Below are 25,861 nucleotides of genomic sequence, written 5' to 3'. Positions count from 1 at the left end.
GGGGCGCGCGGGGACCGCGTCCGGCGGACGGGCCGCCCGCCGAGCGAACTGTCGGTCGGCCTGGCTAGTCTGCGGCAGGTGATCGAACGGTGGAGCCTTGATCAGGTGCTCGCCCTCGCCCCCGACGCGTCGTCCAGGAAGGCGGCTCAGGGGGTGGCCGCGGCGGGCAAGTGGTCCTCGCGCGGCACGACGGGCAGCGTCCTCTACGGCGAGTGCACGGGCAGCGGGTCCAAGCCCTACCTGGCGTGCGTCGACCTGACCGAGCCCGCCTACCGGTGCAGCTGCCCCAGCCGCAAGTTCCCCTGCAAACACGCGCTGGGCCTGCTGCTGCTGTGGTCGGCCGACGGCGTGCCCGCCGAGGAGGCCGCGCCGCAGTGGGTCACCGAGTGGCTCGACGGCCGTGCCGAGCGCGCCGCCAGGTCCGCGGCCCGCGCCGAGACCACGCGCGACGATGCGACCGCGACCGCGACCGCGACTGGGGCTGGGGCTGGGGCTGGGACCGGCACTGGTGCCGGGGCGGGGAAGGCGGAGTCGGTGCGGCAGGCGCGGGTGGGGGCCGGGCTGGCGGAGCTGGAGCGCTGGCTGGCCGACCAGATCCGCCAGGGCCTCGCGTCCTCCGCCGAGCACGACTGGGACGGCCTGGCCAAGCGCCTCATCGACGCCCAGGCCCCCGGCGTCGCGGGCCTGCTGTCCCGGCTGACCCAGGTGCGCGCGGAGGACGACTGGCCCGGCCGGCTCCTGGAGGAGTACGCGCTGGTCAACCTGCTCGCCGTCGCCCACCGCCGCCGCGCCGAGCTGCCCGCCCTCCTGGCCGAGACCGTCCGCATCCGCACCGGTTTCCCGGTCACCCGCGAGGAGGTGCTGGCCGGGCCGGCGGTGCGCGACCACTGGCACGTGCTCGGCCGCCGCGACGACGAGCACGACCGGCTGACCGCCCGCCGAGTCTGGCTCAAGGGCCGCGCCACCGGCCGGGCCGCGCTGATCCTCTCCTTCGCCCCGCCCGGCCAGGCCCTCGACGCCTCGCTGGTCACGGGCACCACGATCGAGGCCGACCTCGCCTTCTACCCGGGCGCCGCGCCCCTCCGCGCCCTCGTCGCCGCCCGCCACGACACCGACCCCCTTCGCGGCGAGGGCGCTCTACCGGCCGGGGTGCCGGCCGGCGAGGCGCTGGAGGAGGTGGCGCGGGTGCTGGCCGACGATCCCTGGACCGAGTCGTGGCCGCTCGTGCTGGCCGGCGTCGTCCCCGGCCGCACGGCGGTCGGCGGGCTGCCGCTGCACCCCCGGGCCCGCGACCCCTGGCGGCTGATCGCCGTCTCCGGCGGCCGTCCCGTCACGCTGGCCGCCGAATGGACGCCGCAGGGCCTGCGCCCGCTCACCACCTACGACGACGACGGAACGGCGGTGCTCCTGTGACCTGGGACGACCTGGCCTCCACGGCCCTGGTGGGCACCGACCGCAGGCCGTACCGGGGAGACCTGCTGGCGGCCGCCGCCGTCGAGACGGCCCGGCGGCGCGCGGGCCGCGGCCCGGTCGAGGCCGCGCCGCCGCCCCTCGCCCCCGCCGAGGAGCTGCCCGCCGTGGGCAGGCGCGCGGCCGAGCGGCTGGTCCGGATCATGGGCGGCGACTACGACCGCCTGCTGCCCGAATGGCTGGCCGCGGCCGCCGCGACCGGCCGCAGGGTGCCCTGCGACGTGCTGCCCGACCTGCTCGAAAGGGGCCGGCGCGACCGCTCGATCCGCGCCCACCTGGGCGTCCTGGCCGGGCAGCGCGGCCGGTGGCTGGCCGGCCTCAACCCGGCGTGGGGCTACCTGCTGGAGGAGCCGACCGGCGAGACCTGGGAGCTCGGCGGCCCCGCCGACCGCCGCGCCCATCTGCGCGCCCTGCGCGCCGCCGACCCCGCCGCGGCCAGGGAGCTGCTGGAGAGCACCTGGGAGCGGGAGACGTCCGACGACCGGGCCGAGTTCGTCGAGCTGCTGGCCGACGGGCTCGCCATGGGCGACGAGCCGTTCCTGGAGGCCGCGCTCGACGACCGCCGCCGGGAGGTCCGCCAGGCCGCCGCCAACCTGCTGACCCGGCTGCCCGGCTCCCGCCTGTCCAGGCGCATGGCCGAGCGGGCCCGCGCCTGCGTGTCGATCTCCGGCTCGGCCATCGCCGTCGAGGCGCCCCTGGAGTGCGACCGGGCGACGGAGCGCGACGGCGTGCGTCCCAAGCCGCCGCGCGGCATCGGCGAGCGGGCCTGGTGGCTGCAGCAGATCCTGGCCCGCGCCCCGCTGGGCTTCTGGGGCCGGCCGCCGTCCGCGCTGCTGAAGATGCGCATCCCCGACTGGGACGCCGAGGTGAAGGCCGCCTGGGTCCGGGCCGCGGTGCTGCAGAAGGACCCCGAGTGGGCGCGCGCGATGTTCGGCTGGGACCCGATCGCCGACCTGCTCGAAGCGCTCCCGCCCGCCGAGCAGCAGGAGCTCGCCGCGGGCTTCGTCCAGAAGCACGACCTCGACAGCCAGTTGATCATGGTGCTCGGCGGCGTGTCGTCCCATTGGCGGGAGGGTCTGGCCACGGCCGTCCTGCACAAGATCGTCAAGGTGGCGGCCGTCCAGCCGTGGAACCTCGGCGAGCTGGTCAAGCTGGCGGGCGAGCACATCGACCCCGCGCTGTTCCCGCTGGCCGAGAGCTACTCGCCGGTGGCGCCGATCCAGCAGGTCGCCGCCCTCCTGCGTTTCCGTGCCGACATGTACAAGGAGCTCGCATGACCGTCCTGCGTCCCCACGCCGAAGACCAGTACGCCGAGGAACTGGCCTACCTGGCCAAGGACGACGACCGCCCCCGGCCCCCCGGCTGGAAGTTGTCGCCGTGGGCGGTGACCCGCTACATCCTGGGCGACGACGACCGCGTCACCCCCAAATACGTCGGCGCCCGCCGCATCGTCGAGGTCGCCGTGGCCACGCTCGCGACCGACCGCGCGCTGCTGCTGCTCGGCGTGCCCGGCACGGCCAAGACGTGGTTGTCGGAGCATCTGGCCGCCGCCGTCAGCGGCGACTCGACGCTGCTCGTCCAGGGCACCGCGGGCACTGCCGAGGAGGCCGTCCGGTACGGCTGGAACTACGCCAGGCTGCTGGCCGAGGGCCCCTCGTTCGAGGCGCTGACCCCCTCGCCGGTGATGCGGGCCATGGCCGAGGGGCGGGTCGCCCGCGTCGAGGAGCTGACCCGCATGCCCTCCGACGTCCAGGACGCGCTGATCACCGTCCTGTCGGAGAAGACGCTGCCGATCCCCGAGCTCAACCGCGAGGTCCAGGCCGAGCGCGGCTTCAACGTCATCGCCACCGCCAACGACCGCGACCGGGGCGTCAACGAGCTGTCCAGCGCCCTGCGCCGCCGGTTCAACACCGTCGTGCTGCCCGTGCCCGCCAGCGCCGAGGAGGAGGTGCACATCGTCGCGCGCCGCGTCACCCAGCTCGGCCGCTCGCTGGAGCTGCCGGAGACCTCCACCGGCCTGGCCGAGATCAGGCGCGTGGTGACCGTCTTCCGCGAGCTGCGCGCCGGCGTCACCGAGGACGGCCGCACCAAGGTCAAGTCGCCGAGCGGCACCCTGTCCACGGCCGAGGCGATCTCGGTGCTCACCAGCGGCATCGCGCTGGCCGCCCACTTCGGCGACGGCGTGCTGCGGCCCTCCGACGTCGCGGCCGGGATCGTCGGCGCGGTGGTGCAGGAGCCGGTATCCGACCGGGTGGTGTGGCGCGAGTACCTGGAGACCGTGGTGCGCGAGCGTCCCGACTGGCGCGACTTCTACCGCGCCTGCCGCGAGGTGTCATGAGCGCCGTCTCCGTGCTGGGCGTGCGCCACCACGGCCCCGGCTCGGCCCGCGCGCTGCGGCGCGAGCTCGAACGCCTGCGCCCCGACGCGATCCTCGTCGAGGGGCCGCCGGAGGCCGACGCGATCGTGGCGCTCGCCCCCGACCTGGAGCCGCCGGTCGCGCTGCTCGCGCACGTGCCAGGCGCGCCGGCCAGGGCCGCGTTCTGGCCGTTCGCGCAGTTCTCGCCCGAGTGGCAGGCGATCCTGTACGGCGTCGCGGCCGGCGTCCCGGTGCGCTTCTGCGACCTGCCCGCCGCCCACTCCCTGGCCGACGACGATGAACACGACGAGGAGCACGACGAGTCCGGCGACGGGCTGCGGGCCGACCCGATCGGCGCGCTGGCCGCCGCGGCCGGGCACGACGACCCGGAACGCTGGTGGGAGGACGTCGTCGAGCACCGCGGCGACACCCCCTTCGGGGTGATCGCCGAGGCCATGGCCGCCGTGCGCGAGGGCCATGTGCCGGCCGGCCGGGAGGCCAGGCGCGAGGCGTACATGCGCAAGGCGCTGCGGGCCGCGATCAAGGAGGGGTTCGGCACGATCGCGGTGGTCTGCGGCGCCTGGCACGTGCCCGCGCTCGCCGGGCCGCTGCCCCCGGCCGCCGCCGACAACGCGCTGCTGCGCGGCCTGCCGAAGGTGAAGGCCGAGCTGACGTGGGTGCCCTGGACGTACGGGCGGCTGGCCTCCTGGAGCGGCTACGGCGCGGGCATCACCTCGCCGGGCTGGTACCACCACCTGTTCACCGCCCCCGACCGGCCGGTCGAGCGCTGGCTCACCGAGGCCGCCGCCGTGCTGCGCGAGGAGGGGCTGCCGGTCTCCTCCGCGCACGTCATCGAGTCCGTCCGCCTGGCCGCCACCCTGGCCGGGCTGCGCGGCCGGCCGCTGGCCGGGCTGAGCGAGGTGACCGAGGCGGCCAGGGCGGTGCTGTGCGAGGGCGACGACCTGGCCGTCGAGCTGATCCAGCGGCGGATGGTCGTCGGCGACCGGCTCGGCCACGTCACCGACGGCACCCCGATGGTCCCGCTCCAGCGCGACCTGCGCGAGCAGCGGCGGCGGCTGAAGCTGCGGCCCGAGGCCCTCGACCGGGAGCTCGACCTCGACCTGCGCAAGCCGCTCGACCTGGAGCGCAGCCACCTGCTGCACCGGCTGCGGCTGCTGGAGGTGGGCTGGGGCACGCCGGGGCAGGCGCGCGGCAAGGGCACGTTCCGCGAGTCCTGGACGTTGCAGTGGCGGCCCGAGCACGACCTCGCGCTCATCGAGCACGCCGCCCTCGGCACCACCGTCGCCGCCGCGGCCGCGCGGCGCGCCCGCGACCTGGCCGGGGCCGCGTCGGCGGCGCTCGCCGACCTGACCGCGCTGGTGGAGCAGTGCCTGCTGGCCGACCTGCCGCAGGCGCTGCCCGGCGTGCTGGCCGCGCTGTCGGCCAAGGCGGCGCTGGACACCGACGTCACCCAGCTGATGGCGGCGCTGCCCGCGATGGTCCGCGCCCACCGGTACGGCGACGTGCGCGGCACCTCGGCCGAGGGGCTGGCGGTGATTGTGCGCTCGATGCTCGACCGGATCTGCGTCGGGCTGCCGGTCGCGGTCACCGCGCTCGACGACGACGCGGCGGCCGAGCTGCTCAAACACGTCGACGCCGTGCACGCCGCCGTCGCCCTGCTCACCGAACCCCCCACCGCCCCGCCGCCGCCCGTGGCGGCCGACGAGGGGGAGGTGGATGGCGGCGGTGGCGCGGCGGAGGTGGACGGCGGCGGTGGCGCGGGGGAGACGGACGGCGAGGGCGGGGCGGGTGGTTCGCCGCGTGTCCGGTGGCTGGGGACCTTGCGGGGCATCGCCGACCGGCAGGACCTGCACGGGCTCATCGAGGGCCGGCTCACCCGCGTCCTGCTCGACTGCGGCGAGCTCGCCGACGCGGGCGACCGCATGTCCAGGGCCATGTCCCGGGGGCAGACCCCGGTCAGGGCGGCGGCCTGGATCGAGGGGTTCCTGTCCGGCGGCGGCCTGCTCCTGGTGCACGACCCGCGCCTGCTGGGTCTGGTCGACGCCTGGCTGACCGCGCTGCCCCCCGACCAGTTCACCGACGTGCTGCCGCTGCTGCGCCGCACGTTCGGCGGCTTCGCCGTGCCGGAGCGGCGGGCCGTCGGCGAGCGGGTGAGCGCGGCCGGCCGCACCGGCGGCGCCGGCGACGCGAACGAGCCGGACATCGACGAGCGGCGCGCGGCGGGAGCCGTGGCGACCGTGCTGGCGATCATCGGGAGAGACCGTGGATGAGCGCATGCGCAGGTGGCGGCTGGTGCTCGGGGGCGGCGACGCCGACGGCACCGGCTGCGCCCTGCAAGGTGCCGACGCGCAGATGGACGCGGCCCTGGCCGCCGTCTACGACCACGACGGCCGCGAGGGGCAGAGCCGGCGCGAGGGCGGCCTCGGGGCGTCCGCGCCGCGGGTGGCCCGCTGGCTGGGCGACATCCGCACGTACTTCCCGTCCACGGTCGTCCAGGTCATGCAGAAGGACGCGATCGAGCGGCTGAACCTCACCAGGCTGCTGCTCGAACCGGAGATGCTGGAGGCCGTGGAGCCCGACGTGCACCTGGTCGGCACGCTGCTGGCGCTCAACCGGGTGATGCCCGCGCAGGCCCGCGAGTCGGCCAGGGCGGTGGTGCGCAAGGTCGTCGAGGAGCTCGAACGCCGGCTGGCCGACCGCACCCGGGCGGCGGTGACGGGCGCGCTCGACCGTTCGGCGCGCACCCACCGGCCCAGGCGGGTGGCCGACATCGACTGGGACCGGACGATCCGGGCGAACCTCAAGAACTACCTGCCCGACCGGAACACGGTCGTCCCGTCGCGGCTCGTCGGCTACGCGCGCCGGCAGCGGTCGGTGCAGCGTGAGGTGGTGCTCTGCATCGACCAGAGCGGTTCGATGGCGGCCTCGGTGGTGTATTCGAGCGTGTTCGGGGCGGTCCTGGCCTCGATGCGGTCGCTGAAGACGTCGCTGGTGGTGTTCGACACGGCGGTGGTGGACCTGACCGAGCAGTTGCACGACCCGGTCGAGCTGCTGTTCGGCACCCAGCTCGGCGGCGGCACCGACATCAACCGGGCGATCGCCTACTGCCAGGGCCTCGTCACCCGCCCGGCCGACTCCGTCTTCGTCCTGGTCAGCGACCTGTACGAGGGCGGCGTGCGCGAGGAGATGCTGCGCCGGGTGGCGGCGATGACCCAGGCCGGCGTGCAGGTGATCGTGCTGCTCGCGCTCTCCGACGAGGGCGCGCCCTTCTACGACCACGACAACGCCGCCGCGCTGGCCGCGATGGGCGTGCCCGCGTTCGCCTGCACCCCCGACGCCTTCCCCGACCTGATGGCCGCCGCCATCGAACGCCGCGACATCGCGCGCTGGGCCGAACGCCACGTCGGCACCTGACGCGGGCACGCGGAAGACCGCGGCTCCGGACGCCGCGTCAGCACCTGACCCGGGCGCGCGACCGGCCGCGGCTCCACCCCCGCAGGGGAGCCGCGGCCGGGCCGGCGCTCAGTGGCCGGCCTGTTCGGGGCGGGCCCTGCGCGGCATGAGGAACGACAGGGCGAACGTCACGGCCAGCAGCCCGACCTCGACCCAGACGGTCACCTGCATCGCCGAGCCGAAGCTCCACTCGTGCTTGAGCAGGTTGAAGAAGAGCGTGCCGAGCACGGCGGTGCCGAGCGCGCCGCCGAGCTGCTGGACGGCGGTCATCGTGCCCGAGGCCGACCCCGACTCGTGCGGCTCGACGCCGGCCAGCACGATGTCGAAGAACGGCGCCATGGTCAGGCCCATGCCGATGCCGACCAGCGCCAGCCCGGGGGCGAGCTGCCAGACGCCCACGTCGGTGCCGGCCAGCTGGATGGTCACCCCGAGCACGGTCGCGCCGGCGGCCATGACGACCACGCCGATCTGCAGCAGCCCGCGGCCCAGCTTCTCCTGGAGCCCGGACATGGCCAGGCCGAAGCCGAGCACGCCGCCGACCGCCTGGGGAAGGCTGGCCAGGCCCGCCTTGAGCGGGCTGAAGTGCAGGCCGGCCTGCATGTAGATGCTGAAGACCAGGCTGAGGCCGATCATGCCGGAGAAGAACGCCAGACCGGCCACCAGGCCGCCGGAGAAGGCCCGCTTGCGGAACAGGCTGGGCGTGACCAGCGGGTCCTTGCCGGACGCGGCGCGGCGCGACTCGTACCGGCCGAACAAGGCGAAGACGACCAGCGAGGCGGCCATCGAGACGAACGTCCATGCGGGCCAGTCGAGCTCGCGGCCCTGGATCAGCGGGTAGATCAGCAGGAACCCGGCGACCGAGACCAGGCCGACGCCGACCAGGTCGAGCCTGGTGGCGTTCGAGAGGCGGTACTCGGGCAGGAAGCGGATGCCGGCGACGGCGGCGGCCAGGCCGATCGGCAGGTTGATCAGGAAGATCATGCGCCAGCCGGTGCCGAAGAAGTCGGCGTCGACCAGCCAGCCGGCCAGCACCGGGCCGCCGACCGACGAGATCGTCATGACGGGCCCGAACATGCCGAACGCCTTGCCGATCTCCTGCGGCGGGAACATCTCCTTGATCAGCCCCAGCCCCTGCGGCAACATCACGGCGCCGAACAGGCCCTGCAGCACCCGGCTGGCGATGAGCATCTCGGGGCTGCCCGCCACGCCGCACAGCAGCGAGGCGGCGGTGAAGCCGAAGGCGCCGATGAGGAACATGCGCTTGCGGCCGAACAGGTCGCCGAGCCGCCCGCCGGTGACCAGGCCGACGGCCATGGCCAGCGTGTAGCCGGCGCCGAGCCACTGCACGAGGCTGTCGCTGCCGCCCAGGTCGGAGCGGATGGTGGGGGCGGCGATCGTGGTGATCAGCGCGTCGAGCAGGTCCATCACCTCGGCGGCCAGGATCACGAAAAGGGCGGCCCAGCGCCACCGGTAGGGCGCGACGGCCTCCGTGGCCTGCCCCGCATTGGTCACTGTCACAGGAACTCCTTCAGAACGCCGTTCTTAGGTACGAACACTGTTCGTTTACGAACACCGTTTTAGTGGCGAACGCTGTTCGTGTCAAGTACAGTGTTCGCCATGGGGAGCAAGGAAGAAGCCGTGCCGGTGCCGCCGTGGCGCAAGTCCCGCAAGCAGCCGCAGATCAGGCGGCAGCTCAGCCAGGACCTCATCGTCGAGACCGGGCTGCGCGTCCTCGACGCCGAAGGGCTCGACGCGCTCAGCATGAGACGCGTCGCCCAGGAGCTCGACACCGGCCCCGCCTCGCTGTACGCGCACGTGGCCAACAAGGAGGAGCTGCTCGAACTGGTCTACGACCGGGTGCTCGGCGAGATCCGGCTGCCCGAGCGCGACCCCGGCCAGTGGAAGGACCAGCTCAGGTCGTACGCGCTGGAGGTCTACCGGGTGCTGAACAAGCACGCCGACGTCGCCAGGGCGGCCCTGGCGAACATCCCCTCGGGCGGCAACTCGCTGCGCACCGGCGAGTTCGTCTACGGGCTGCTGCTGGAGGCCGGCATGCCGCCGCGCGAGGCCGCGCTGTGCCTCGACCGCCTGTCCCTCTACCTCATCGGCGACGCCTACGAGGGCTCGGTGCACGTCAGCCGGATGCGCGCCGCCGGCATGACCTCGCAAGCGGAGTACTTCGCCTCCTTCGCCGGCCAGATCGCCGACTACTACCGAGCCCTGCCGCGCGACCGTTTCCCGTACCTGGTCGAGCACATCGACGACCTGATCGACGCCGGCGGCGAGGAACGTTTCCGCTACGGCCTGGAACTGCTGCTCGACGGCATCGAGTCGCGCATGCCTTAGGCCCAATTGCCTAGGCCCCGCGCCCGATGTGCCGGCCCGGGCTTCCTCGTAGCTTTACCGTCATGACTACGACTGTTGATCCGATCGAGGACGTCGCCCCGGCCCCGGCCGGGGTGTTGTCCGCGCAGTACCGGGCGCTCAGCGTCGGCCTGGTCGCGCTCGTCATGCTGGTGGCCTTCGAGGCGATGGCGGTGGCGACCGCGATGCCGATCGTGGCCGGCGACCTGGGCGGCATGCCCCTGTACAACCTGGCCTTCAGCGCCACCCTCGCGGCCAGCGTGATCGCGACCGTGCTCGGCGGCAGGTGGAGCGACGTGCGGGGGCCGGTGCAGCCGATCGCCGTCGGCGTGGTCGCCTTCGTGGCCGGGCTGCTGGTCGCCGGGTTCGCGCCCACGATGGAGGTGCTGGTCGCCGGGCGGTTCGTCCAGGGGCTCGGCGCCGGACTGATCCAGGTCTCCCTGTACGTGCTGGTCGCCCGGGTCTTCCCCGGGGCCATGCATCCCAAGGTGTTCGCGTTGTTCTCGGCCGCCTGGGTGGTGCCCTCCATGATCGGCCCGGCCATCGCCGGGTTCGTCGTGGAGAACGTGAGCTGGCGTTGGATCTTCCTCGGCGTCTCCGCGCTGGTCATCCCCGCGGCCCTGCTGCTGTGGCGCGGCACCGCGGGCCGCTCGGCCGAGCGCGGTTCCGCCGAACCCGCCCCCGGCCTCGGCCGCAAGCTCGTCTGGGCCACGCTGACCGCCGTCGCCGCCGCCCTCATCCAGTACGGCAGCGCCGCGAAGCTGGACGGCCTGCCGCTGCTCGTGGCCGGCGTCGTCCTGCTGGCCGTGGCCCTGCCCAGGCTGCTGCTGCCCGGCTCGCTGCGCGCCGCCCGCGGCCTGCCGACCGCCCCCGTGCTGCGCGGGCTGGCCTACGGCTCGCTCATGGCCGCCGAGGTGCTCATCCCGCTCATGCTGATGAACGAGCGCGGCCTGACCGCCACCGGCGCGGGCGTCGTCCTCACGGTGGGGGCGCTCGGCTGGTCCACCGGCTCCTGGATCAAGGGCCGTGGCACGATCAGCCACATGGTCGCCATCCGCGGCGGAGCCGCGATGATCGCCGTCGGCATCGCGCTGGTCTCGCTCGTGCTCGTCGACTCCCTGCCCATCGCGGTCGCCTACGTCGCCATGGCCATCTCCGGCCTCGGCATCGGCGCGCTGCACCCCACGGTGTCCGTGCTGGTGCTGGAGATGTCCAAGGAGGGCGAGGAGGGGCAGAACAGCGCGGCCGTGGGCGTCGGCGAGTCGGTGTTCACCGTCGTGGCCGTCGCCGTCAGCGGCGCCCTGTTCACCGCCACGGGCGAGAACTACGCCGTGGGGCTCGGATTCACCGTCGTGCTCGCCGTCCTGGCCTTCGTGCTGGCCCCCCGTTTTGTGCAGTCCGCCAAGGCAGGCACTATGGAAGGGACCGCGTCATAGTGATGAGAACGTCATAGTGCTGAGAACGCTGCCAAACGCATCGGCGTGGATGGCCTTCACCAGGCGCGACGACTCTCTCGTCATGGCTTAAGGGGGGTTCATGCCGCGAGTGCGGGAGCTGGAGGTCTTCCGGCTGGTCCTGCCGTACGGCGCGAGGTCGGAGAGCCTGCTCGTCAAGCTCACCGACCACGGCGGCATGACGGGCTGGGGCGAGGCCGTCTCGCCGGAGCCCAAGGCCTGGTCGCGGCTGGAGGAGTCGCTGGCCGCGCTGCTGATCGGCGTCGACTGGGAACACCCCGACGCCGTGCCGAGCGGCGATCCGGCCGTCGACATGGCCTGCTGGGACCTGTGGACCAGGATGCGCGGCGTGCCGCTCGCGCACGCGATCGGCGGCACCCGTACCTCGGTGATGGCCACCGTGCGCCTGGCGCCCGACCCGTCCGTCGAGAGCCTGGTCGCCCGCGTCAACCAGCAGGTCTGCGCCGGTTACGGGCACGTCACCCTCGACATCAGGCCCGGCTGGGACGTCGAGCCCGTACGCGCGGTCCGGCGCGCCTACCCCGCCCTGACCCTGGCCGTCGACGGCGGCAACGCCTACACCGACCTCGGCCAGCTCGTCGCCCTCGACTCCTACGGCCTGGAGGTCATCGAGCGGCCCTTCCCGCTCGGCGACGTGCACGCGCACGCCGCGCTCCAGGACGACGTGGCCGCCTCGGTCGCCGTCGAGGTGCGCTCGACCGCCGAGCTGGACGACTACCTGACCCTGCGCGCCGCCAGGGTGCTCCTGCTGCGCCCCACCGCCTTCCCGTCGTTGTCGGAGGCCCGGCGGGCGCACGACCGGGCCGCCGCCGCCGGCTGGGACATCCAGTGCGCGGGCGGCCAGGGAGCCGGCCTGGCCAGGGCGGCCACGGTGGCGGTCGCCAGCCTGCCCGGCTGCACGCTGCCGTGCGACGTCACCCAGCCGCCGAAGCAGAACCAGATCGTCACGCCGCTGGTGGGTGCGAACGCGGGCGTCATCGCCGTCCCGCTCACCCAGCCCGGCCTGGGCCACACGATCGACGAGACCCGCCTCGGCCGCCTGGCCAAGGAGTCCTTCCACGCATGACCGACCCGCACGATCCGCATGACCGACCCGGAGAACCGATGACCGAGCGCGACCCCGACGCCGACGCCAGGCGGCTGGCCGCCCGATCGCTGGCCGCCGACGACCCGACCGGCTGGTTCGAGCACCTCTACGCCGAGTCGGCGACCGGCGACGCGATCGTGCCCTGGGACTCGCGCACCCCGCACTTCCTGCTCGTGGAGTGGACCGCCGGACGCGGCCCCGGCGGCGGACGGGCGCTCGTGGTGGGCGCGGGCCTGGGCGACGACGCCGAGCACGTGGCGGCCCTCGGTCACGCGACGGTCGCCTTCGACGTGAGCGCGTCGGCCGTGCGCCTGGCCCGCGAGCGTTTCCCGGACAGCCCGGTCGACTACGTCACCGCCGACCTGCTCGACCCGCCCGCCGCCTGGCGGCACGCCTTCGACCTGGTGGTGGAGATCATGACCGTGCAGGCCCTCCCGGAGGAGCTGCACGCCCGCGCCACCGAGAGCGTCGCCGGGTTCGTCCGCCCCGGGGGCACGCTGCTGATGATCGCGTCCGGCCGCGAGGACGGCGGGCCGGTCGGCGCCCCGCCATGGCCGCTGACGGCGTCGGAGATCGCGGCGTTCGCGACCGGCGGGCTGACGGCCGAGCGCATCGAGGACCTGCGCGACGGCGGACGCCACCGCTGGCGCGCCACCTTCCGCCGCCCCCGCTGACCCCGCCGGTCCGCGCTCCGCTACGCGGCCTCGTACAGCGTCTCCATGGCCAGCCGCTCGCGCACGGCCAGGTCGTACAGCAGCGTCCCCGCCTGGTCGAGCGGCTGCTGCCGGCCGGTCTCCCCGGCCTGCGCCAGCAGGTCGGCCACCTCGCTCCACTTGGGCGCCAGCGCCATGTACGCCTGGCAGGCCGTCTCCAGGGCCTTGCCGGGCGCGATCATCTGGGCCTCGGCCAGGAACTCGGTGTAGAGGTTGCGGAAGAACGCGCCGCCCGTGCCGCCCCGCTCCATGAGGTTGGCCGTACGGGTGAGCTGCGCGGTCGGCCCGCGCTCCAGCCAGGTGGGGATGAGCGCGGCGGCCTGCTCGATGCCCCGGTAGCCGACGTTCCTCATCGCCGGGTTGAGGAAGGCGGCGGCGGTGGACCGGACGGCCGTCCTGACGGTCTGCGGCAGGTCGGGCTCGGCGCACGGCCCCAGCGTGTACGACAGGTTGTGCGCCGTCATCGGCCCGGTCGCCGCGCGGGCCCGTTCGAGCGAGTCGAGCGGGACCCGGTTGCGGGTGCCCTGCTGGGCGGTGTCCACGAGGTGGGCGTGGCCCTCGTCGTAGCCGACCATCGCCACGTAGTGGCCGCCGAAGTGGTAGGGCGTCCTGACGTAGTCGAGGTGGAAGCAGTCGAGCCGGATCCCGACGGGGGTGCCCTCGTCGAGGTGCCGGCGGACGTTCGACCAGGCCGTGATGGGGGAGGAGGTCTCCTGCGTGTCCAGCGTGAACCCGAGCGCGGCGGCCAGCTTCTCGGTGAGCGCGTGCGGCTTGACCCGTCCGCCGATCAGCGGGACGTCCAGCGAGCCGCTGTCCCAGTAGATGAAGCTCAGCCCTTCACCCAGCCCGAACAGCATCGCCTCCGACAGCTCCACGCCCGCGTGCCGCAGCAGCGTGCCGGCGGTGGTCGTCTCACAGTGACGCCCTTCGAAGGGCGGAACGAGATCGATGAGCACTAGCCCAGTGTGCAGGATGACCTGCGGATTCACCTGCCGGGCGGCCCGGCGTGCCACGGAAAAGCGGTGGAATCCCCCCGAGGGGCGCACGGGATGATGGGCGCATGAACACCTTGGTCGCACCTCCTGCCCGCAGGGGCGCCGAACGGCTGCCCGATGGCCGCCTCCTGGGCTGGGCCGAGTGGGGGCCGCCGGACGGGAGGCCGGTCCTGCTGTCCCCGGGGGCCGCCACCAGCCGCCGGCTCGGCATGGGCGCGGCGGCGCCCGACGACCTCGGCGTGCGCCTGATCTCCCTGGACCGGCCCGGCCTGGGCGCCTCCACCCCCGCGCCGGGCCGCACGTTCGCCGGGTTCGCCGCCGACGTCGAGGTCTTCGCCGGGCTGCGCGGCCTCGGGCGTCCGGCCATGGTGGGCAACTCGCAGGGCGCGCCGTTCGCGCTCGCCTGCGCCGCCGCCGGCGTGACCGGCGCGCTGGCCCTGGTCTCGGCCGCCGACGAGGTGGCCGACCCCCGCTTCGCCGGCGCGCTGCCCGCCGAGCTGCGGCAGTTGGCGGACCTGTCCACGCACGACCCGGAGGCCGCCGAGCGGATCTTCGCGGGCTTCACCCCGCAGGCGATGTGGGACCTGGTGATGGGCGGCAGCCCGGCCTGCGACCTGGCCGTCTACCAGCGGCCCGAGTTCGCCGCCGGATACCGCGAGGCGCTGGGGGAGGCGTTCGCGCAGGGGCCGGCCGGTTACGCCCGCGACACCGTCCTGGCGATGGGCCGCTGGGGCATCGACCTGTCGTCGATCACGGCGCCGGTCGACGTCTGGTACGGCGAGCACGACGCCACCCACTCGCCCGACCTGGGGGAGGGGCTGACCGCCCGCATCCCGGGAGCCGTGCGGCACGTCGTGCCCGGCGCCGGCGGCGCGCTGCTCTGGACGCACCCCCACCGGATCCTGCGCGCCCTGCTGGACCGCAGTCCGGCCTCAGCCCACCGGTGAGTCCTGGGCGAAGGTGATCACCATGTACCGGCCGTTGGAGTAGCTGACCACCGGCCGGCCGAGCAGCTCGCCCACCTTGCGGGCGACCCCCTGGAACACCTCCACCAGCTCGGCGCTGTCGGCGCTCACCCGGAACCGGCCGTTCTCGGCCAGCTGCTGTGCCACCAGGGGGACGAAACCGGCCTCGGCCCGCACTCTCTCCTCGGCGTCGAGAGGGGTGCGCCGGACGGCGGGTGAGCTGCCGAGGGGGTGGGACATCGCGAATCTCCTCCAGGTTTGCCGGGTCCCCCAGCATGCCATCCGTGACCGGGGGCGTCAGGGCGTCCGGCTCAACCCGCGCCACATCCCTCGGTGAGCCCCTTGGTCGGCGGCGCGGAGGGCTGGGTGGACTTCCTGGGCGAGGGGCCGTCCGTGGCCGACGGGCTCGCCGACGGGGTCGCCGAGGCGGCGACGGCGGACGTGGCCGCGGCCGAGTCGCGCACGGCCTTGGCGGTCAGCCGGCGGATCTTGTCCCAGTCGGGGTAGCCGGTGCGGATCAGCGGCGGCACGAACTGCAGGCTCGTCACCTTCGCGTTCTTGACCTTGAGCGCGAGCGGCACCAGGTTCGTCAGCATCGAGCGCGGGATGTCGGTCCTGATCAGCTCCTTGGCGGCCAGCGCGATCCGGTTGAACCGGGCCAGCACGGTCGCCGGGTCGGCCTGGTCCAGCAGCGCGCCGAGCACGCAGCGCTGCCGCCGCATCCTGGTGTAGTCGTCGCTGAAGGTGCGGGAGCGGGCGTACCACATCGCGTCGGCGCCCTTGAGCTTCCTGGTGCCGGCCTTGACCAGGCCCTCGTTGTACTTGCCGAACACCACGTCCTGCTCGACGGTGAGCGTGATGCCGCCGATGGCGTCGATGAGCCGGGCGAAGCCCCACATGTTGACCAGGGCGTACCAGTCGATCTTCAGGTCGAGGGTGTAGCCGATGGTGTCCATGAGCACCTGCGGGCCCTGCTGCCGGCGGCCGCCGAAGATCTCCGGGTGGGCGTCGGCGTACTCCCAGACGCTGTTGAGCAGGTCGCTGCGGCCGCCGCCGGGGTCGGGCGGCAGGCGGAAGCCGCCGGGGAATCGCTGGGCCATGGGCGTGCCGGGACGGAAGCGCACGTTCTCCAGGTTGCGCGGCAGGCTGACCAGCACGGTGTTGCCCGACTTCACGTCGATGCTGGCCACGTTCATGCTGTCGGTGCGCACGCCGGTGCGGTTGTCGTCGGCGTCGCCGCCGAGGAGCAGGATGTTGACCCGGTCGCGACCGGCCCACGGGTCCCGCGGCGGCTCCTGCCCGGCCGGGACGGCGTGTTCGGCCGGCTCCGGGCCGGTGAAGATGTCGCCGAGGGTCTTCTGGTACGTCCACACGTTCTGCGCGACCAGCCCGAACGGCACCACCACGACGACGGCGAGCAGCCCCGCGAGGGTGCCCGCCAGGATCTGGCCGTTCTGCGGCAGCCGCCCGGGACGCAGCACCACGAAGGAGTGCACGATCACCGCGAACCAGGCGACGCCCAGCGCCGCGGCTCCGACGACGATCGCGGTCAGCCACGAGTCCTGGGTCAGCGAGCCCAGCAGGTTGTCGGTCGTCAGCGCGAGGGCCAGCAGCGCCAGCAGGCCGGCGAAGTAGCACGACAGCAGGATCAGGCCGGCCGTGCGCCGGCCGGCACGCAGATGGGCGGCCCCGGGCGCCAGCGCCGAGAGCGCCAGCCAGCCGAGGACCGCTCCCGCGCTCACCGGTTCCTTACCCTGCACGCCATCCCCGTTTCCCGAACTCCACCGTAACCCGCAGGCACGGACAGCGCGGGCAGCCTACGCATCGGATGCGAAATATGTCTTTATCGGAGGGTGAACATCGGTAACCGAATAAGATTCGGGTCATGGCCTTCTCCGAGATCGAGTACCACGTGGCCGATCGCGTCGCCACCATCACACTGTCTCGCCCCGAGCGGCTCAACGCCTTCACCCTGACCATGCGCGCCGAGCTGATCAGCGCGTTCGACCTCGCCGACGCCGACGACGACGTGCGCGCTGTGGTGGTCACGGGCGCCGGGCGGGCCTTCTGTGCGGGGGCCGACCTGGGCGGCGGCGGGGGCACGTTCGGCCACCGGGCGGAGGCCGAGCTGGTCGAGGGCGCGCCGCGCGACGGCGGCGGCACGGTCGCGCTGCGGATCGCCGCCTCGCTCAAGCCCGTCATCGCCGCGATCAACGGCCCGGCGGTGGGCGTGGGCGTCACGATGACGCTGCCCATGGACGTCCGGCTGGCCGCCGAGAGCGCCAGGTTCGGGTTCGTGTTCGCCCGGCGCGGCATCGTCACGGAGGCGGCGTCGAGCTGGTTCCTGCCCCGGGTGGTCGGCATCTCCCGGGCCATGGAGTGGGCGGTGACCGGCCGGGTCTTCCCCGCCGCCGAGGCGCTGGAGGGCCGCCTGGTCTCGCGGGTGCTGCCGGACGAGGAGCTGCTGCCCGCCGCGTACGCGCTGGGCCGCGAGATCGCCGAGAACACCTCGGCCGTCTCCGTCGCCGCCGTGCGCAGGCTGATGTGGTCGGGCCTGTCGGCCGCCTCGCCGTGGGAGGCGCACGCCGCCGACTCCAGGCTCATGGCCGAACTCGGGGGCGCGGCCGACACGGTGGAGGGGGTGACGGCGTTCCTGGAGAAGCGTCCGGCCGACTTCCCGATGAAGGTGAGCACCGACCTTCCGCCCGGCGTCCCCACATGGCCGGACAATCCATATTCTGTCTGATATGTACGAGATCACCGTTCTCCCCATGCAGCCCGACTTCGAGGGCGAGGTCGTCGCGACCCTGATCTCCAGGAAGACCGGCTCGCGCAGGGCGGTGCTCTACGTCCACGGGTTCACCGACTACTTCTTCCAGGACCATCTGGCCGACCACTACGTCCAGCGCGGCATCGACTTCTACGCCCTCGACCTGCGCAAGTACGGCCGCTCCCTGCTCCCGCACCAGACCAGGGGGCTGATCAGGAGCGTCACCGACTACTTCCCCGAGATCGACGAGGCAGTCCGCCTCATCCGCCGCGACCACGACGAGCTGACCGTCAACGCCCACTCCACCGGCGGCCTGATCACCGCGCTGTGGGCCGACCGGGTCCGCGGCCGGGGCCTGGTGCAGGGGCTCGTGCTCAACAGCCCGTTCCTCGACCTCAACGTGCCGGCCCCGCTCCGGCTGGCCGCCGACCTGCTCAAGACCCCGATGTCCTACGTCCGGCGCCCGCTGCCCCTCGGCATCAGCACCGCCTACGGCCAGAGCCTGCACCACACCGAACAGGGCGAATGGGACTACGACCTGGAGCTCAAGCCGCTGGTCGGGTTCTCCGTGCACGCCATGTGGCTGGCCGCCATCCGACGGGCCCAGCGGCGGCTGCACCGCGGGCTGGCGGTGGACGTGCCGGTGCTCGTCCTCGCCTCCTCCACGGGCCTGCGGGTACGCGACTTCGTGCCCGAGGCGCGCTCGGCCGACATCGTGCTCGACCCGGAGCACATGGCCCGCTGGGCCACCTCGATCGGCCCCCACGTCACCTGCGTGCGCATCCAGGACGGCGTGCACGACCTGGTGCTGTCGGCCGAGCCCGCGCGCAAGCAGGTCTTCGCCGAACTCGACCGCTGGATGAACGCCTACCAGGGCACTTCCTACCAGGGGAACGAGAACAGGCCGTAGTAGGCCGCCGCGACCAGGAGCAGCCCGGTGCCGCCGAGCACGCCGCCGATCGCCACGTACTGCCACCGGGTGGGCTGCATGCCCTCGCGCAGCGCCGACACGTACGCGGCCACCGCCGTGACCTCCTGGACCAGCATGAGCGCGGCCAGCACGCGGACCACCAGCCAGCCCGCCAGCACGGCCGGCCAGGCGCCCGCCTGGTTCACCGAGAACAGCACCAGCAGCATGATGAACGCCACGACCGAGGCCAGCAGGCCGAGCCCCGTCCACGCCATCCTGCGCAGCCTGCGCCTGATCGGCGGCCACAGCCGGGCGTTGGTCTCGACCGGCTCCCTGCCGTGGCCGCGCAGCCGGACGACCATCGCCGCCACCGGGCCGGCCACGTACCCGACGGCGGCCAGGCAGATGGTCAGCCCGAGCATCGTGCCGCCCGCGTACCAGGGGGCCGCGGGCACGTCGCTGGCCTCGAACCGCTGGACCGGCGTGCTGCCCGCCATGTGCGCCGACGGCCTGGCGGTGCCCGGCAGGCCGGTGATCCAGTTGGCCAGCGTCTCCAGGTAGCCCTTGGTGAACGGGCCGCCGTTGACCCGCATCGCGTGGTCGCCCTTGTCCATGAAGCGGATCGTGTACCGGTCGTTGCCCGCCTCGGTGAGCGCCGTGACCAGCGCCTTGGTGGACTCCACGAAGGGGATCGAGGGGTCGGTCGTGCCGTAGAACGCCAGGACCGGCTGCCTGACCTGACGTAAGGCCGGCATCGCGTCGTAACGCAGGAAGGTGAAGCCGACGCCGCCCATCGCCCTGGTCAGCAGGTCGCGGGCGCCGATGGGGGCGTGCAGCCGCAGCAGCTGCTCGTTCAGGGCCCAGGCGACCTGGCGCAGCGGCGAGACGTTCGGCGAGGAGACCAGCACCGCGAAGCCCACCGCCGCGCTCTTCGCCGCCGCGATCGGGACGACCCAGCCGCCCTCGCTGACCCCCCACAGCCCGACGCGCGACGCGTCCACCTCCGGCCGGGTGCGCAGGTACTCCACCATGCGCAGCGCGTCGTCGGCCAGCAGCCCGAAGTCGCGGTCGCGGAAGTCGTAGCCGACGGTCCGCTTGTCGAACGCGATCGTCGCCACGCCCGCCCTGGCCAGGAACTCCGCCTGCGGCGTGAACTCCGTCCGCGACCCGTTGCCCGACCCCGACACGAACACCATCGCCGGGTGCGGGCCGGGCGAGAGCGGCATGCGTAAGGTGCCCTCCAGGCGCTGGCCCTCGGCCGGCAGCGAGATCTCCTCCCGCCGCACGGGGGCGGCCGCCACCACCGGGCGCAGCTCGTCGGCCGGTTGCGGGGGAATCGCGGCGAACGCCGGATCCGCCTTCAGCGGCGGCGGATCGAACGCGGGCGGCAACACGTAGCCGACCGACGCGAGAGCCACCAGCACCAGGCCGGCGGCGACGCTCAAGGTGCCACGGCCAGTGCGCATCGGCCTCCCCATGTGCGTTGGTTTGCCCGCTGATCATCCAGCCTACTCCCGGCTTCTGTGACGGGAGGGGCCGCATTTGTCGGTGAGAGATGTTAGCTTCCTGCGACATGCGGATCCTGCACACCTCCGACTGGCACCTCGGGCGCTCCTTCCATCGGGAGAGCCTGCTCGGGGCGCAGGCCGCGTTCGTCGACCACCTGGTCGAGACGGTGCGCGCCGAGCGGGTCGACGTCGTGGCCGTCTCCGGCGACGTCTACGACCGCGCCCTGCCGCCGGTCGACGCGGTGGCCCTGCTCTCCGACGCGCTGGCCCGCCTGCGCGCCGCCGGGGCGCGGGTGGTGCTGATCAGCGGCAACCACGACTCGGCGCTGCGCCTCGGGTTCGGGTCGGCGCTGTTCGAGTCCTCGGGGGTGCACGTCCGCACCGAGCCCGCGCAGTCGTGGGAGCCGGTCCTGGTCGGCGACGTCGCCTTCTACGGCATCCCCTACCTGGAGCCCGAGCTGGTGCGCACCCCCTGGCAGCTGCCCGACCGCGGCCACACCGCCGCGATCTCCCACGCGATGAGCCGCGTGCGGGCCGACGCCGTCCGCCATCGGGCCGCCGTCGTGCTGGCCCACTGCTTCGTGACCGGCGGGCAGGCCAGCGACAGCGAGCGCGACATCAGTGTGGGCGGCGTGTCCCACGTCCCCCTGTCGGCCTTCGACGGCGTCGACTACGTCGCGCTCGGCCACCTGCACGGGCGGCAGCGCATGTCCGAGACCGTGCGCTACTCCGGCTCCCCGCTGGCCTACTCCTTCTCCGAGACCGGCCACGTCAAGGGCTGCTGGCTGGTCACGCTCGGCTCGGGCGCGGAGTTCGTGCCCGCGCCCGTGCCCCGGCCGGTCGGGCGGCTCCGCGGCGACCTCGACGACCTGCTGACCCTGCCCGCCTTCTCCGCCTACGAAGACCACTGGCTGCAGATCACCCTGACCGACGCCGTCCGTCCCAAGCAGGCCATGGACCGGCTGCGGGCCCGTTTCCCGCACGCCCTCGCCCTGTCGTTCGACCCGGTGGGCGCGGCGCCCGCCGCCGGGCCGGTGCGGGTCAGCGGGCGGCCCGAGGCCGAGGTCGCCCTCGACTTCGTCCGCGAGGTACGCGGCGAGCCCGCCGCGCCCGAGGAGGAAGAGCTGCTGAGACAGGCGGTCGAGGCGTCGCGGATGAAGGAGACGATGGCGTAGATGCGGCCGCACCTGCTCTCCCTCACGGCCTTCGGGTCCTTCCCCGGCACCGAGACGGTCGACTTCGACGCCCTCACCGAGGCGGGCCTGTTCCTCATCCACGGGCCCACCGGGGCGGGCAAGACCACGATCCTCGACGCGCTCTGCTTCGCCCTCTACGGCGTCGTGCCCGGCCAGCGCAACAGCGCCCGCAGCCTGCGCTGCGACCACGCGCCCGCCGGCGCCGGCCCTTCGGTGACGCTGGAGGTCACGATCCGGGGCCGTTCGCTGCGCATCCGGCGGTCGCCGTCGTGGCAGCGTCCCAAGTTGCGCGGCGCCGGGTTCACCGAGGAGAAGGCCAAGGTCGTCGTCGAGGAGCGCCGCGGGGCCGCCTGGCAGGGGCTCACGACCCGGCTCGACGAGGCGGGCGACCTGGTGGGCGGGCTGCTCGGGATGAACGCCGAGCAGTTCTGCCAGGTGGTGATGTTGCCGCAGGGCGACTTCGCCAAGTTCCTGCGCGCCGACGGCGACGACCGCGCCCGGCTGCTGGAGCGGCTGTTCACCGTCAAGGTGTTCACCCAGGCCGAGGCGTGGCTGGCCGAGCGCCGGCGGGCCACGGGGCGGGAGGAGCAGGAGCTGGGGCGCGAGGTCGCCTTCGCCGTCGAACGCCTGGAGGAGGCCGCCGGGCCCGTCCTCGCCGCCGCGCCGCCCGACCCGTCGGCGCCGGACGGCGGTGCCGGGGACGGCGGTCTGCCGTCGGCGGAGGAGGATCCGCTCGGGTGGGCCGGTGCGTTGCTGGACGCGGCGCGGGCCGTCGTCCACCGGTGCGAGGAGCGGCACGCCGCCGCGGGCGACGCCGTACGCGCGGCGCGGTCGCGGTTCGAGCAGGCCGCCGCCCTCGCCGAACGCCGCCGCCGGCACGCCGAGGCCCTGACCCTGCGCCGCACCCTCGACGAACGCGCCGACGAACGCGCCGACCTCCAGGCCGTCATCGACGACGCCGCCCGCGCCGACCGCGTGCTCCCGCTCATCACGGCCGCCGGGCAGCGCGCCGAGGCCGCCGCCAAGGCCCGCGCCATGGTCGCCGACGCCCTGGCCCGCGCCCGTCCCCTCCTCACCCGCCGCCCCGCGCCGGGCGCCGAGGGGCCGGCGAGTGGCGCGGAGCCGTCGGTGGAGGAGCTGGAGGGCCTGGAACGGGAGCGCCGGGCCGAGCTGGCCCGGCTGTCCGAGCTGCTCACCGAGGAGGCCCGGCTGTCGGTCGTCCGGCGCGACCTGTCGCGGGTGGCGCAGGAGCTGGCCGAGCTGGTCAGCGCCGACGAGACCGCCGCCGCGCGGCTCGCCGTCCTGCCCGGCCTGGTCGCCGACGCCGAGAACAGGCTCGCCGGGGCGCGGGTGGCCGCGGCGCGCATCCCGGCGGCCCAGGCCGTCCGCGACGCCGCCGCCGACCTGATCGACGTCGACCGCGAGCTCGCCGCACTGGCCGGTGAGCTGGAGGCGCTGGCCCAGCGCGAGGCCGAGGTGGCGGCGGCCGAGGCCGAGCTGCCCGCCCGGCTGGCCGCGGCGGGCGCCGCCCTGGCCGAGGTGCGCGCCGAGGCGGCGGCCGTGCCCGCCGCCTCGGCTCGGCTCGACGCCGCCCGTGCCGTCCTGGAGGCCGCCCACCGCCGCGACGCCCTGGCCGCCGAGCTGGAGTCGGCCGCCGCCGCCCACCAGGTGCTGGTGGACCGGGCCCAGGAGACCCGCGAACGCTGGCTCGACCTGCGTCAGGCCAGGATCGACGGCATGGCGGCCGAGCTGGCCCGCGACCTGACCGACGGGCGTCCGTGCGCGGTCTGCGGCTCCGAGCACCACCCCGTGCCCGCCGCCGCGGCCCCCAGCGCGCCCTCGCCCGACGACGAGCACGCCGCCGAGACCGCCCACGAGGCGGCCGCCGCCGACCGGGAGGCCGCCGAACGCGCCCTGGCCTCGATCGAGTCCCGGCTCGCCGACGCCTCGGAGGCCACCGAGGGGCTGTCCGCCGACACCGCGGCCGGGCGCGTGCTGGCGGCCGAGGAGGAACTGGCCCGGCTGCGGTCGGTCGCCGACCGGGAGCCCGCCCTCGCCGACGCGCTCGACCGCCTCGAAGGCGACCGCGACCACGTCCGCGACCGGGCCAGGGAGCTCGCCGAGGCGCTCGCCGCCCACCACGCCCACCGCACCCGGCTCACCGCCGAACGCACCCGTCTGCACACCCGTCTCGCCCAGACCCTGCACCCGGAGACCCTCCTCTCCGAGCGTCCGCTCGCGGCAGATTCCCTCCCTGAGACCTCGGACGGGGTCGACGGGCGGCGGGTGCTGGCCGCGGCCGAGGAGGAGTTGCGGCGGCTGGCCGCGGTGGCGGCCAAGGAGGCGGGGCTGGCGGCGGAGGTGGCCGCGCTCGGCCGCGAACGTGCCGAGCTGGAGGAGCGCGGACGCCGCATCGCCGCGCGGGTGGCGGCCGGCCGTACCAGACATGAGGAGCTGAGCGCGGACGCCGGGCGGCTGGGGGCGCGGCTCGACGCGGCCCGGGGCGGCGACGCGACCCTGACGGCCCGCCTGTCCAGGCTCCACGACGAGGCCGAGCTGCTGCGCGAGGCGCTGGAGGCCACCAGGGCGGCGGTCGCGGCGGCGGCTGAGCTGGACGCCGCGGCCGAGGCGGCCGGGCGGGCGGCCGCCGAGGCGGGGTTCGCCGACGTGCGGGAGGCCGAGGAGGCGTACCGGAGCCCGGCCGAGCGGGAGGGCAAGGCGGAGCTGCTACGGCGGCTCGACGACCAGCACGCCGCCGTCACCGCCCTGCTCGCCGACCCCGAGCTGATCGCCGCGGCCGCCGAGCCCGCGCCCGATCTGGCGGCCGCCGAGGCCGGCAGAGACGCGGCGGAGGAGGCGCACACAAGGCTGGCGAGCGAGCGCGACCGCGCGGTGGCCAGAGCCGCCCGCCTCGTCGAGCTGCGCGAGGAGCTGGCCGCGCGCATCGAGCGGTGGCGTCCCGCGGCCGAGCGGCACCGGCTGGCCGAACGCATGGCGGCGCTGGCCTCGGGCACGTCCGGCGACAACCAGTGGAACATGAGCCTGACGTCGTTCGTGCTGGGGGAGCGGCTCAGGCAGGTGGTCGACGCCGCCAACGAGCGCCTCGACCACATGTCGTCCGGCCGCTACCTGCTCCGGCACGACCTGCGCAAGACCGCCGGATCCCGGGCGCGGTCCGGCGGCGGCCTGGGCCTGAAGGTGGCAGACGCCTGGACCGGGGTCGACCGCGACCCGGCGACCCTGTCGGGCGGCGAGAGCTTCATCACCTCGCTCGCGCTCGCGCTCGGCCTGGCCGACGTGGTCACGGCGGAGGCGGGCGGCGCGGAGGTCGGCACGCTCTTCGTGGACGAGGGCTTCGGCACCCTCGACGAGGACACCCTCGACGACGTGCTCGACATCCTCGACGGGCTGCGCGACGGCGGACGCGCGGTCGGCATCGTCAGCCACGTCGGCGAGCTGCGTACCCGGATCCCCGTGCAGCTCAAGGTGGGCAAGACCCGCAGGGGCTCGACCCTGGTCAGCTAGGCGGCGGCGCGGTCGAGGCCCGCACGATCAGCTCGTACGGGAACAGCCGCCGCTCCGGCCGGGCCGCGGCCCCCGACAGCAGCAGCTTCCCGGCCGCCTCCCCGATCTCCTGCTTGGCCTGCCGGATGGTGGTGAGCCCCGCCTCCTGCGCCGCGCTGTCGGAGAACCCGACGACCGACAGCTCGCCCGGCACGTCGAGGCCCAGGTCGGCGGCGGCGTCGAGGACGCCGAGGGCGAGCACGTCGGTGTTGGTCAGGATCGCCGTGGGCCGGGGGGCCAGCCGCAGCAGCGCGTGGCCGGCCTTCCTGCCCGCCTCCCGCGAGTTCCTGGCGACCTCGTAGAAGGGCACGTCGTCCCAGTCGAGGCCGGCCTGCTCGCAGGCCGTCTGGTAGCCGCCGCGCCGGGCGCGCATCGCCGCGAACACCGCGCCCTCCTGACGGGCGCGGTCGGCCCAGCCGGTGTGGCCGTCGTCGTGCAGGCCGACCATGGCCACCGCGACCCGCCGGTGCCCGAGGCCGAGCACGTGCGCGGCGGCGGCGGCTCCGGCGGCGGGCTCGTCGATGCCGACGAAGGGGTGGCCCGGCACGTACGGCTCGTCCACCACCACGACGGGCAGCTTCCTGGCCAGCACCTCGGCCAGCGCCGGATGGCCGTCGGGCAGCGAGACCACGCAGAACGCGTCGACCACCGCGTCGCGCACGGTGTCGCTGCGCCGGTCGCCGTGCGGCAGCGGCAGGATGAGCAGGCCCACGCCCGCCTCCTCGGCCGCCGTGGCGAGGCCCTGGAAGAAGCCGAGGGCGTACGGGTCGGCGAAGGCGTAGGCCAGCGTCTCGCTGAACAGCAGGCCGAGCGCGCCGGCGCGGCCGAGCCGGAGCGAGCGCGCCGTCGGGTTGGGGCCCGCGTAGCCGAGCTCGTCGGCCACCTCCAGGATGCGCCGCCGCAGCCCGTCGCTGAGCTGGTCGGGCCGGGAGAAGGCGTACGACACGGTGGCGCGGGACACGCCGAGCCTGTCGGCGATCGTCTGCAGGGTGACCCTTGCCATCGTCCAACCGT

Annotated in this window: 20 protein-coding genes; 14 read left to right on the top strand and 6 right to left on the bottom strand. The window is 74.5% G+C overall.

Translation table 11 applies throughout. The features are described 5' to 3' along the window. The first annotated feature begins 78 nt into the window (after positions 1 to 78). Genes AB0J46_RS08250 through AB0J46_RS08230 form a run of 5 tightly spaced genes read left to right on the top strand, consistent with a single transcriptional unit; the run spans position 79 to position 7,261 of the window. Complete coding sequence (locus AB0J46_RS08250) at positions 79 to 1,413, top strand: SWIM zinc finger family protein (RefSeq protein WP_364328138.1); 1,335 nt, start codon at positions 79 to 81, stop codon at positions 1,411 to 1,413. Then, positions 1,410 to 2,747: a DUF5691 domain-containing protein gene (locus AB0J46_RS08245; RefSeq protein ID WP_364328135.1), complete on the top strand. Its 1,338-nt coding sequence runs from the start codon at positions 1,410 to 1,412 to the stop codon at positions 2,745 to 2,747. The genes AB0J46_RS08250 and AB0J46_RS08245 overlap by 4 nt, the downstream gene beginning before the upstream one ends. Then, on the top strand, positions 2,744 to 3,808 hold the full coding sequence (locus AB0J46_RS08240) for an AAA family ATPase (protein ID WP_352323438.1): 1,065 nt from the start codon (positions 2,744 to 2,746) through the stop codon (positions 3,806 to 3,808). Before AB0J46_RS08245 ends, AB0J46_RS08240 begins: the two co-directional genes overlap by 4 nt. Beyond that, positions 3,805 to 6,117: a DUF5682 family protein gene (locus tag AB0J46_RS08235; RefSeq protein ID WP_364328132.1), complete on the top strand. Its 2,313-nt coding sequence runs from the start codon at positions 3,805 to 3,807 to the stop codon at positions 6,115 to 6,117. Before AB0J46_RS08240 ends, AB0J46_RS08235 begins: the two co-directional genes overlap by 4 nt. Before the next feature lie 4 nt (positions 6,118 to 6,121). Then, a complete protein-coding gene (locus AB0J46_RS08230; protein ID WP_358285975.1) occupies positions 6,122 to 7,261 on the top strand; it encodes a VWA domain-containing protein in 1,140 nt (379 codons plus the stop codon). A gap of 108 nt (positions 7,262 to 7,369) precedes the next feature. On the opposite strand, the gene AB0J46_RS08225 is transcribed toward AB0J46_RS08230, so the two are convergent. Beyond that, entirely contained in the window at positions 7,370 to 8,818 is a 1,449-nt protein-coding gene (locus tag AB0J46_RS08225) for a DHA2 family efflux MFS transporter permease subunit (RefSeq protein ID WP_364328129.1), read from the bottom strand. 99 nt (positions 8,819 to 8,917) lie between these two features. Here AB0J46_RS08225 and AB0J46_RS08220 point away from each other — a divergent pair, with 99 nt between their 5' ends. The 4 genes from AB0J46_RS08220 to AB0J46_RS08205 all read left to right on the top strand — a co-directional run bounded on the left by AB0J46_RS08220 (position 8,918) and on the right by AB0J46_RS08205 (position 12,900). After that, positions 8,918 to 9,646 (top strand): TetR/AcrR family transcriptional regulator C-terminal domain-containing protein, encoded by a 729-nt coding sequence (locus AB0J46_RS08220; RefSeq protein ID WP_364328126.1) that lies wholly within the window; start codon positions 8,918 to 8,920, stop codon positions 9,644 to 9,646. 62 nt (positions 9,647 to 9,708) lie between these two features. Continuing rightward, entirely contained in the window at positions 9,709 to 11,100 is a 1,392-nt protein-coding gene (locus AB0J46_RS08215) for an MFS transporter (RefSeq protein ID WP_364328123.1), read from the top strand. Between the two features lie 100 nt (positions 11,101 to 11,200). Continuing rightward, positions 11,201 to 12,205, top strand: a complete 1,005-nt coding sequence (locus tag AB0J46_RS08210; RefSeq protein ID WP_357964663.1) for an enolase C-terminal domain-like protein — start codon at positions 11,201 to 11,203, stop codon at positions 12,203 to 12,205. 38 nt (positions 12,206 to 12,243) lie between these two features. Beyond that, positions 12,244 to 12,900, top strand: a complete 657-nt coding sequence (locus AB0J46_RS08205) for a class I SAM-dependent methyltransferase (RefSeq protein WP_364328120.1) — start codon at positions 12,244 to 12,246, stop codon at positions 12,898 to 12,900. A 20-nt stretch (positions 12,901 to 12,920) separates the two neighbouring features. Here AB0J46_RS08205 and AB0J46_RS08200 read toward each other — a convergent pair whose 3' ends face one another. Next, the gene (locus AB0J46_RS08200) at positions 12,921 to 13,895 is read right to left on the bottom strand and encodes a BtrH N-terminal domain-containing protein (protein ID WP_364328117.1); all 975 of its coding nucleotides are present in this window, start codon (positions 13,893 to 13,895) and stop codon (positions 12,921 to 12,923) included. A 104-nt stretch (positions 13,896 to 13,999) separates the two neighbouring features. Between AB0J46_RS08200 and AB0J46_RS08195 the strand changes: the two genes are divergently transcribed. Beyond that, the gene (locus AB0J46_RS08195) at positions 14,000 to 14,881 is read left to right on the top strand and encodes an alpha/beta hydrolase (protein WP_364328114.1); all 882 of its coding nucleotides are present in this window, start codon (positions 14,000 to 14,002) and stop codon (positions 14,879 to 14,881) included. Here the strand turns inward: AB0J46_RS08195 and AB0J46_RS08190 are convergent. Together AB0J46_RS08190 and AB0J46_RS08185 are read right to left on the bottom strand one after the other, a co-directional pair. Beyond that, entirely contained in the window at positions 14,867 to 15,139 is a 273-nt protein-coding gene (locus tag AB0J46_RS08190; RefSeq protein ID WP_358285066.1) for a hypothetical protein, read from the bottom strand. The genes AB0J46_RS08195 and AB0J46_RS08190 overlap by 15 nt on opposite strands. Before the next feature lie 71 nt (positions 15,140 to 15,210). Further along, positions 15,211 to 16,659, bottom strand: a complete 1,449-nt coding sequence (locus AB0J46_RS08185) for an LCP family protein (RefSeq protein ID WP_364328111.1) — start codon at positions 16,657 to 16,659, stop codon at positions 15,211 to 15,213. Positions 16,660 to 16,784: 125 nt separating this feature from the next. On the opposite strand from AB0J46_RS08185, the gene AB0J46_RS08180 reads away from it, so the two are divergent. Next, complete coding sequence (locus tag AB0J46_RS08180) at positions 16,785 to 17,645, top strand: enoyl-CoA hydratase-related protein (RefSeq protein ID WP_352357114.1); 861 nt, start codon at positions 16,785 to 16,787, stop codon at positions 17,643 to 17,645. Position 17,646: 1 nt separating this feature from the next. Beyond that, complete coding sequence (locus AB0J46_RS08175; protein ID WP_364328107.1) at positions 17,647 to 18,579, top strand: alpha/beta hydrolase; 933 nt, start codon at positions 17,647 to 17,649, stop codon at positions 18,577 to 18,579. Here the strand turns inward: AB0J46_RS08175 and AB0J46_RS08170 are convergent. Next, positions 18,552 to 20,045, bottom strand: coding sequence for a prolyl oligopeptidase family serine peptidase (locus tag AB0J46_RS08170; RefSeq protein WP_364328104.1), 1,494 nt, complete (start codon positions 20,043 to 20,045; stop codon positions 18,552 to 18,554). The genes AB0J46_RS08175 and AB0J46_RS08170 overlap by 28 nt on opposite strands. A gap of 107 nt (positions 20,046 to 20,152) precedes the next feature. Here AB0J46_RS08170 and AB0J46_RS08165 point away from each other — a divergent pair, with 107 nt between their 5' ends. Next, positions 20,153 to 21,262, top strand: coding sequence for an exonuclease SbcCD subunit D (locus AB0J46_RS08165; protein WP_364328101.1), 1,110 nt, complete (start codon positions 20,153 to 20,155; stop codon positions 21,260 to 21,262). Next, the gene (locus AB0J46_RS08160; RefSeq protein WP_364328098.1) at positions 21,263 to 24,808 is read left to right on the top strand and encodes an AAA family ATPase; all 3,546 of its coding nucleotides are present in this window, start codon (positions 21,263 to 21,265) and stop codon (positions 24,806 to 24,808) included. Here AB0J46_RS08160 and AB0J46_RS08155 read toward each other — a convergent pair. Continuing rightward, positions 24,801 to 25,850 (bottom strand): LacI family DNA-binding transcriptional regulator, encoded by a 1,050-nt coding sequence (locus AB0J46_RS08155; RefSeq protein WP_364328095.1) that lies wholly within the window; start codon positions 25,848 to 25,850, stop codon positions 24,801 to 24,803. The genes AB0J46_RS08160 and AB0J46_RS08155 overlap by 8 nt on opposite strands. Positions 25,851 to 25,861 lie beyond the last annotated feature (11 nt).

The sequence above is a fragment of the Nonomuraea sp. NPDC049758 genome, assembly GCF_040674635.1.
Lineage (GTDB): Bacteria > Actinomycetota > Actinomycetes > Streptosporangiales > Streptosporangiaceae > Nonomuraea.
The sequence above is the reverse complement of the archived record's forward strand: the minus strand, read 5'-3'. Positions and strand labels throughout refer to the sequence as shown.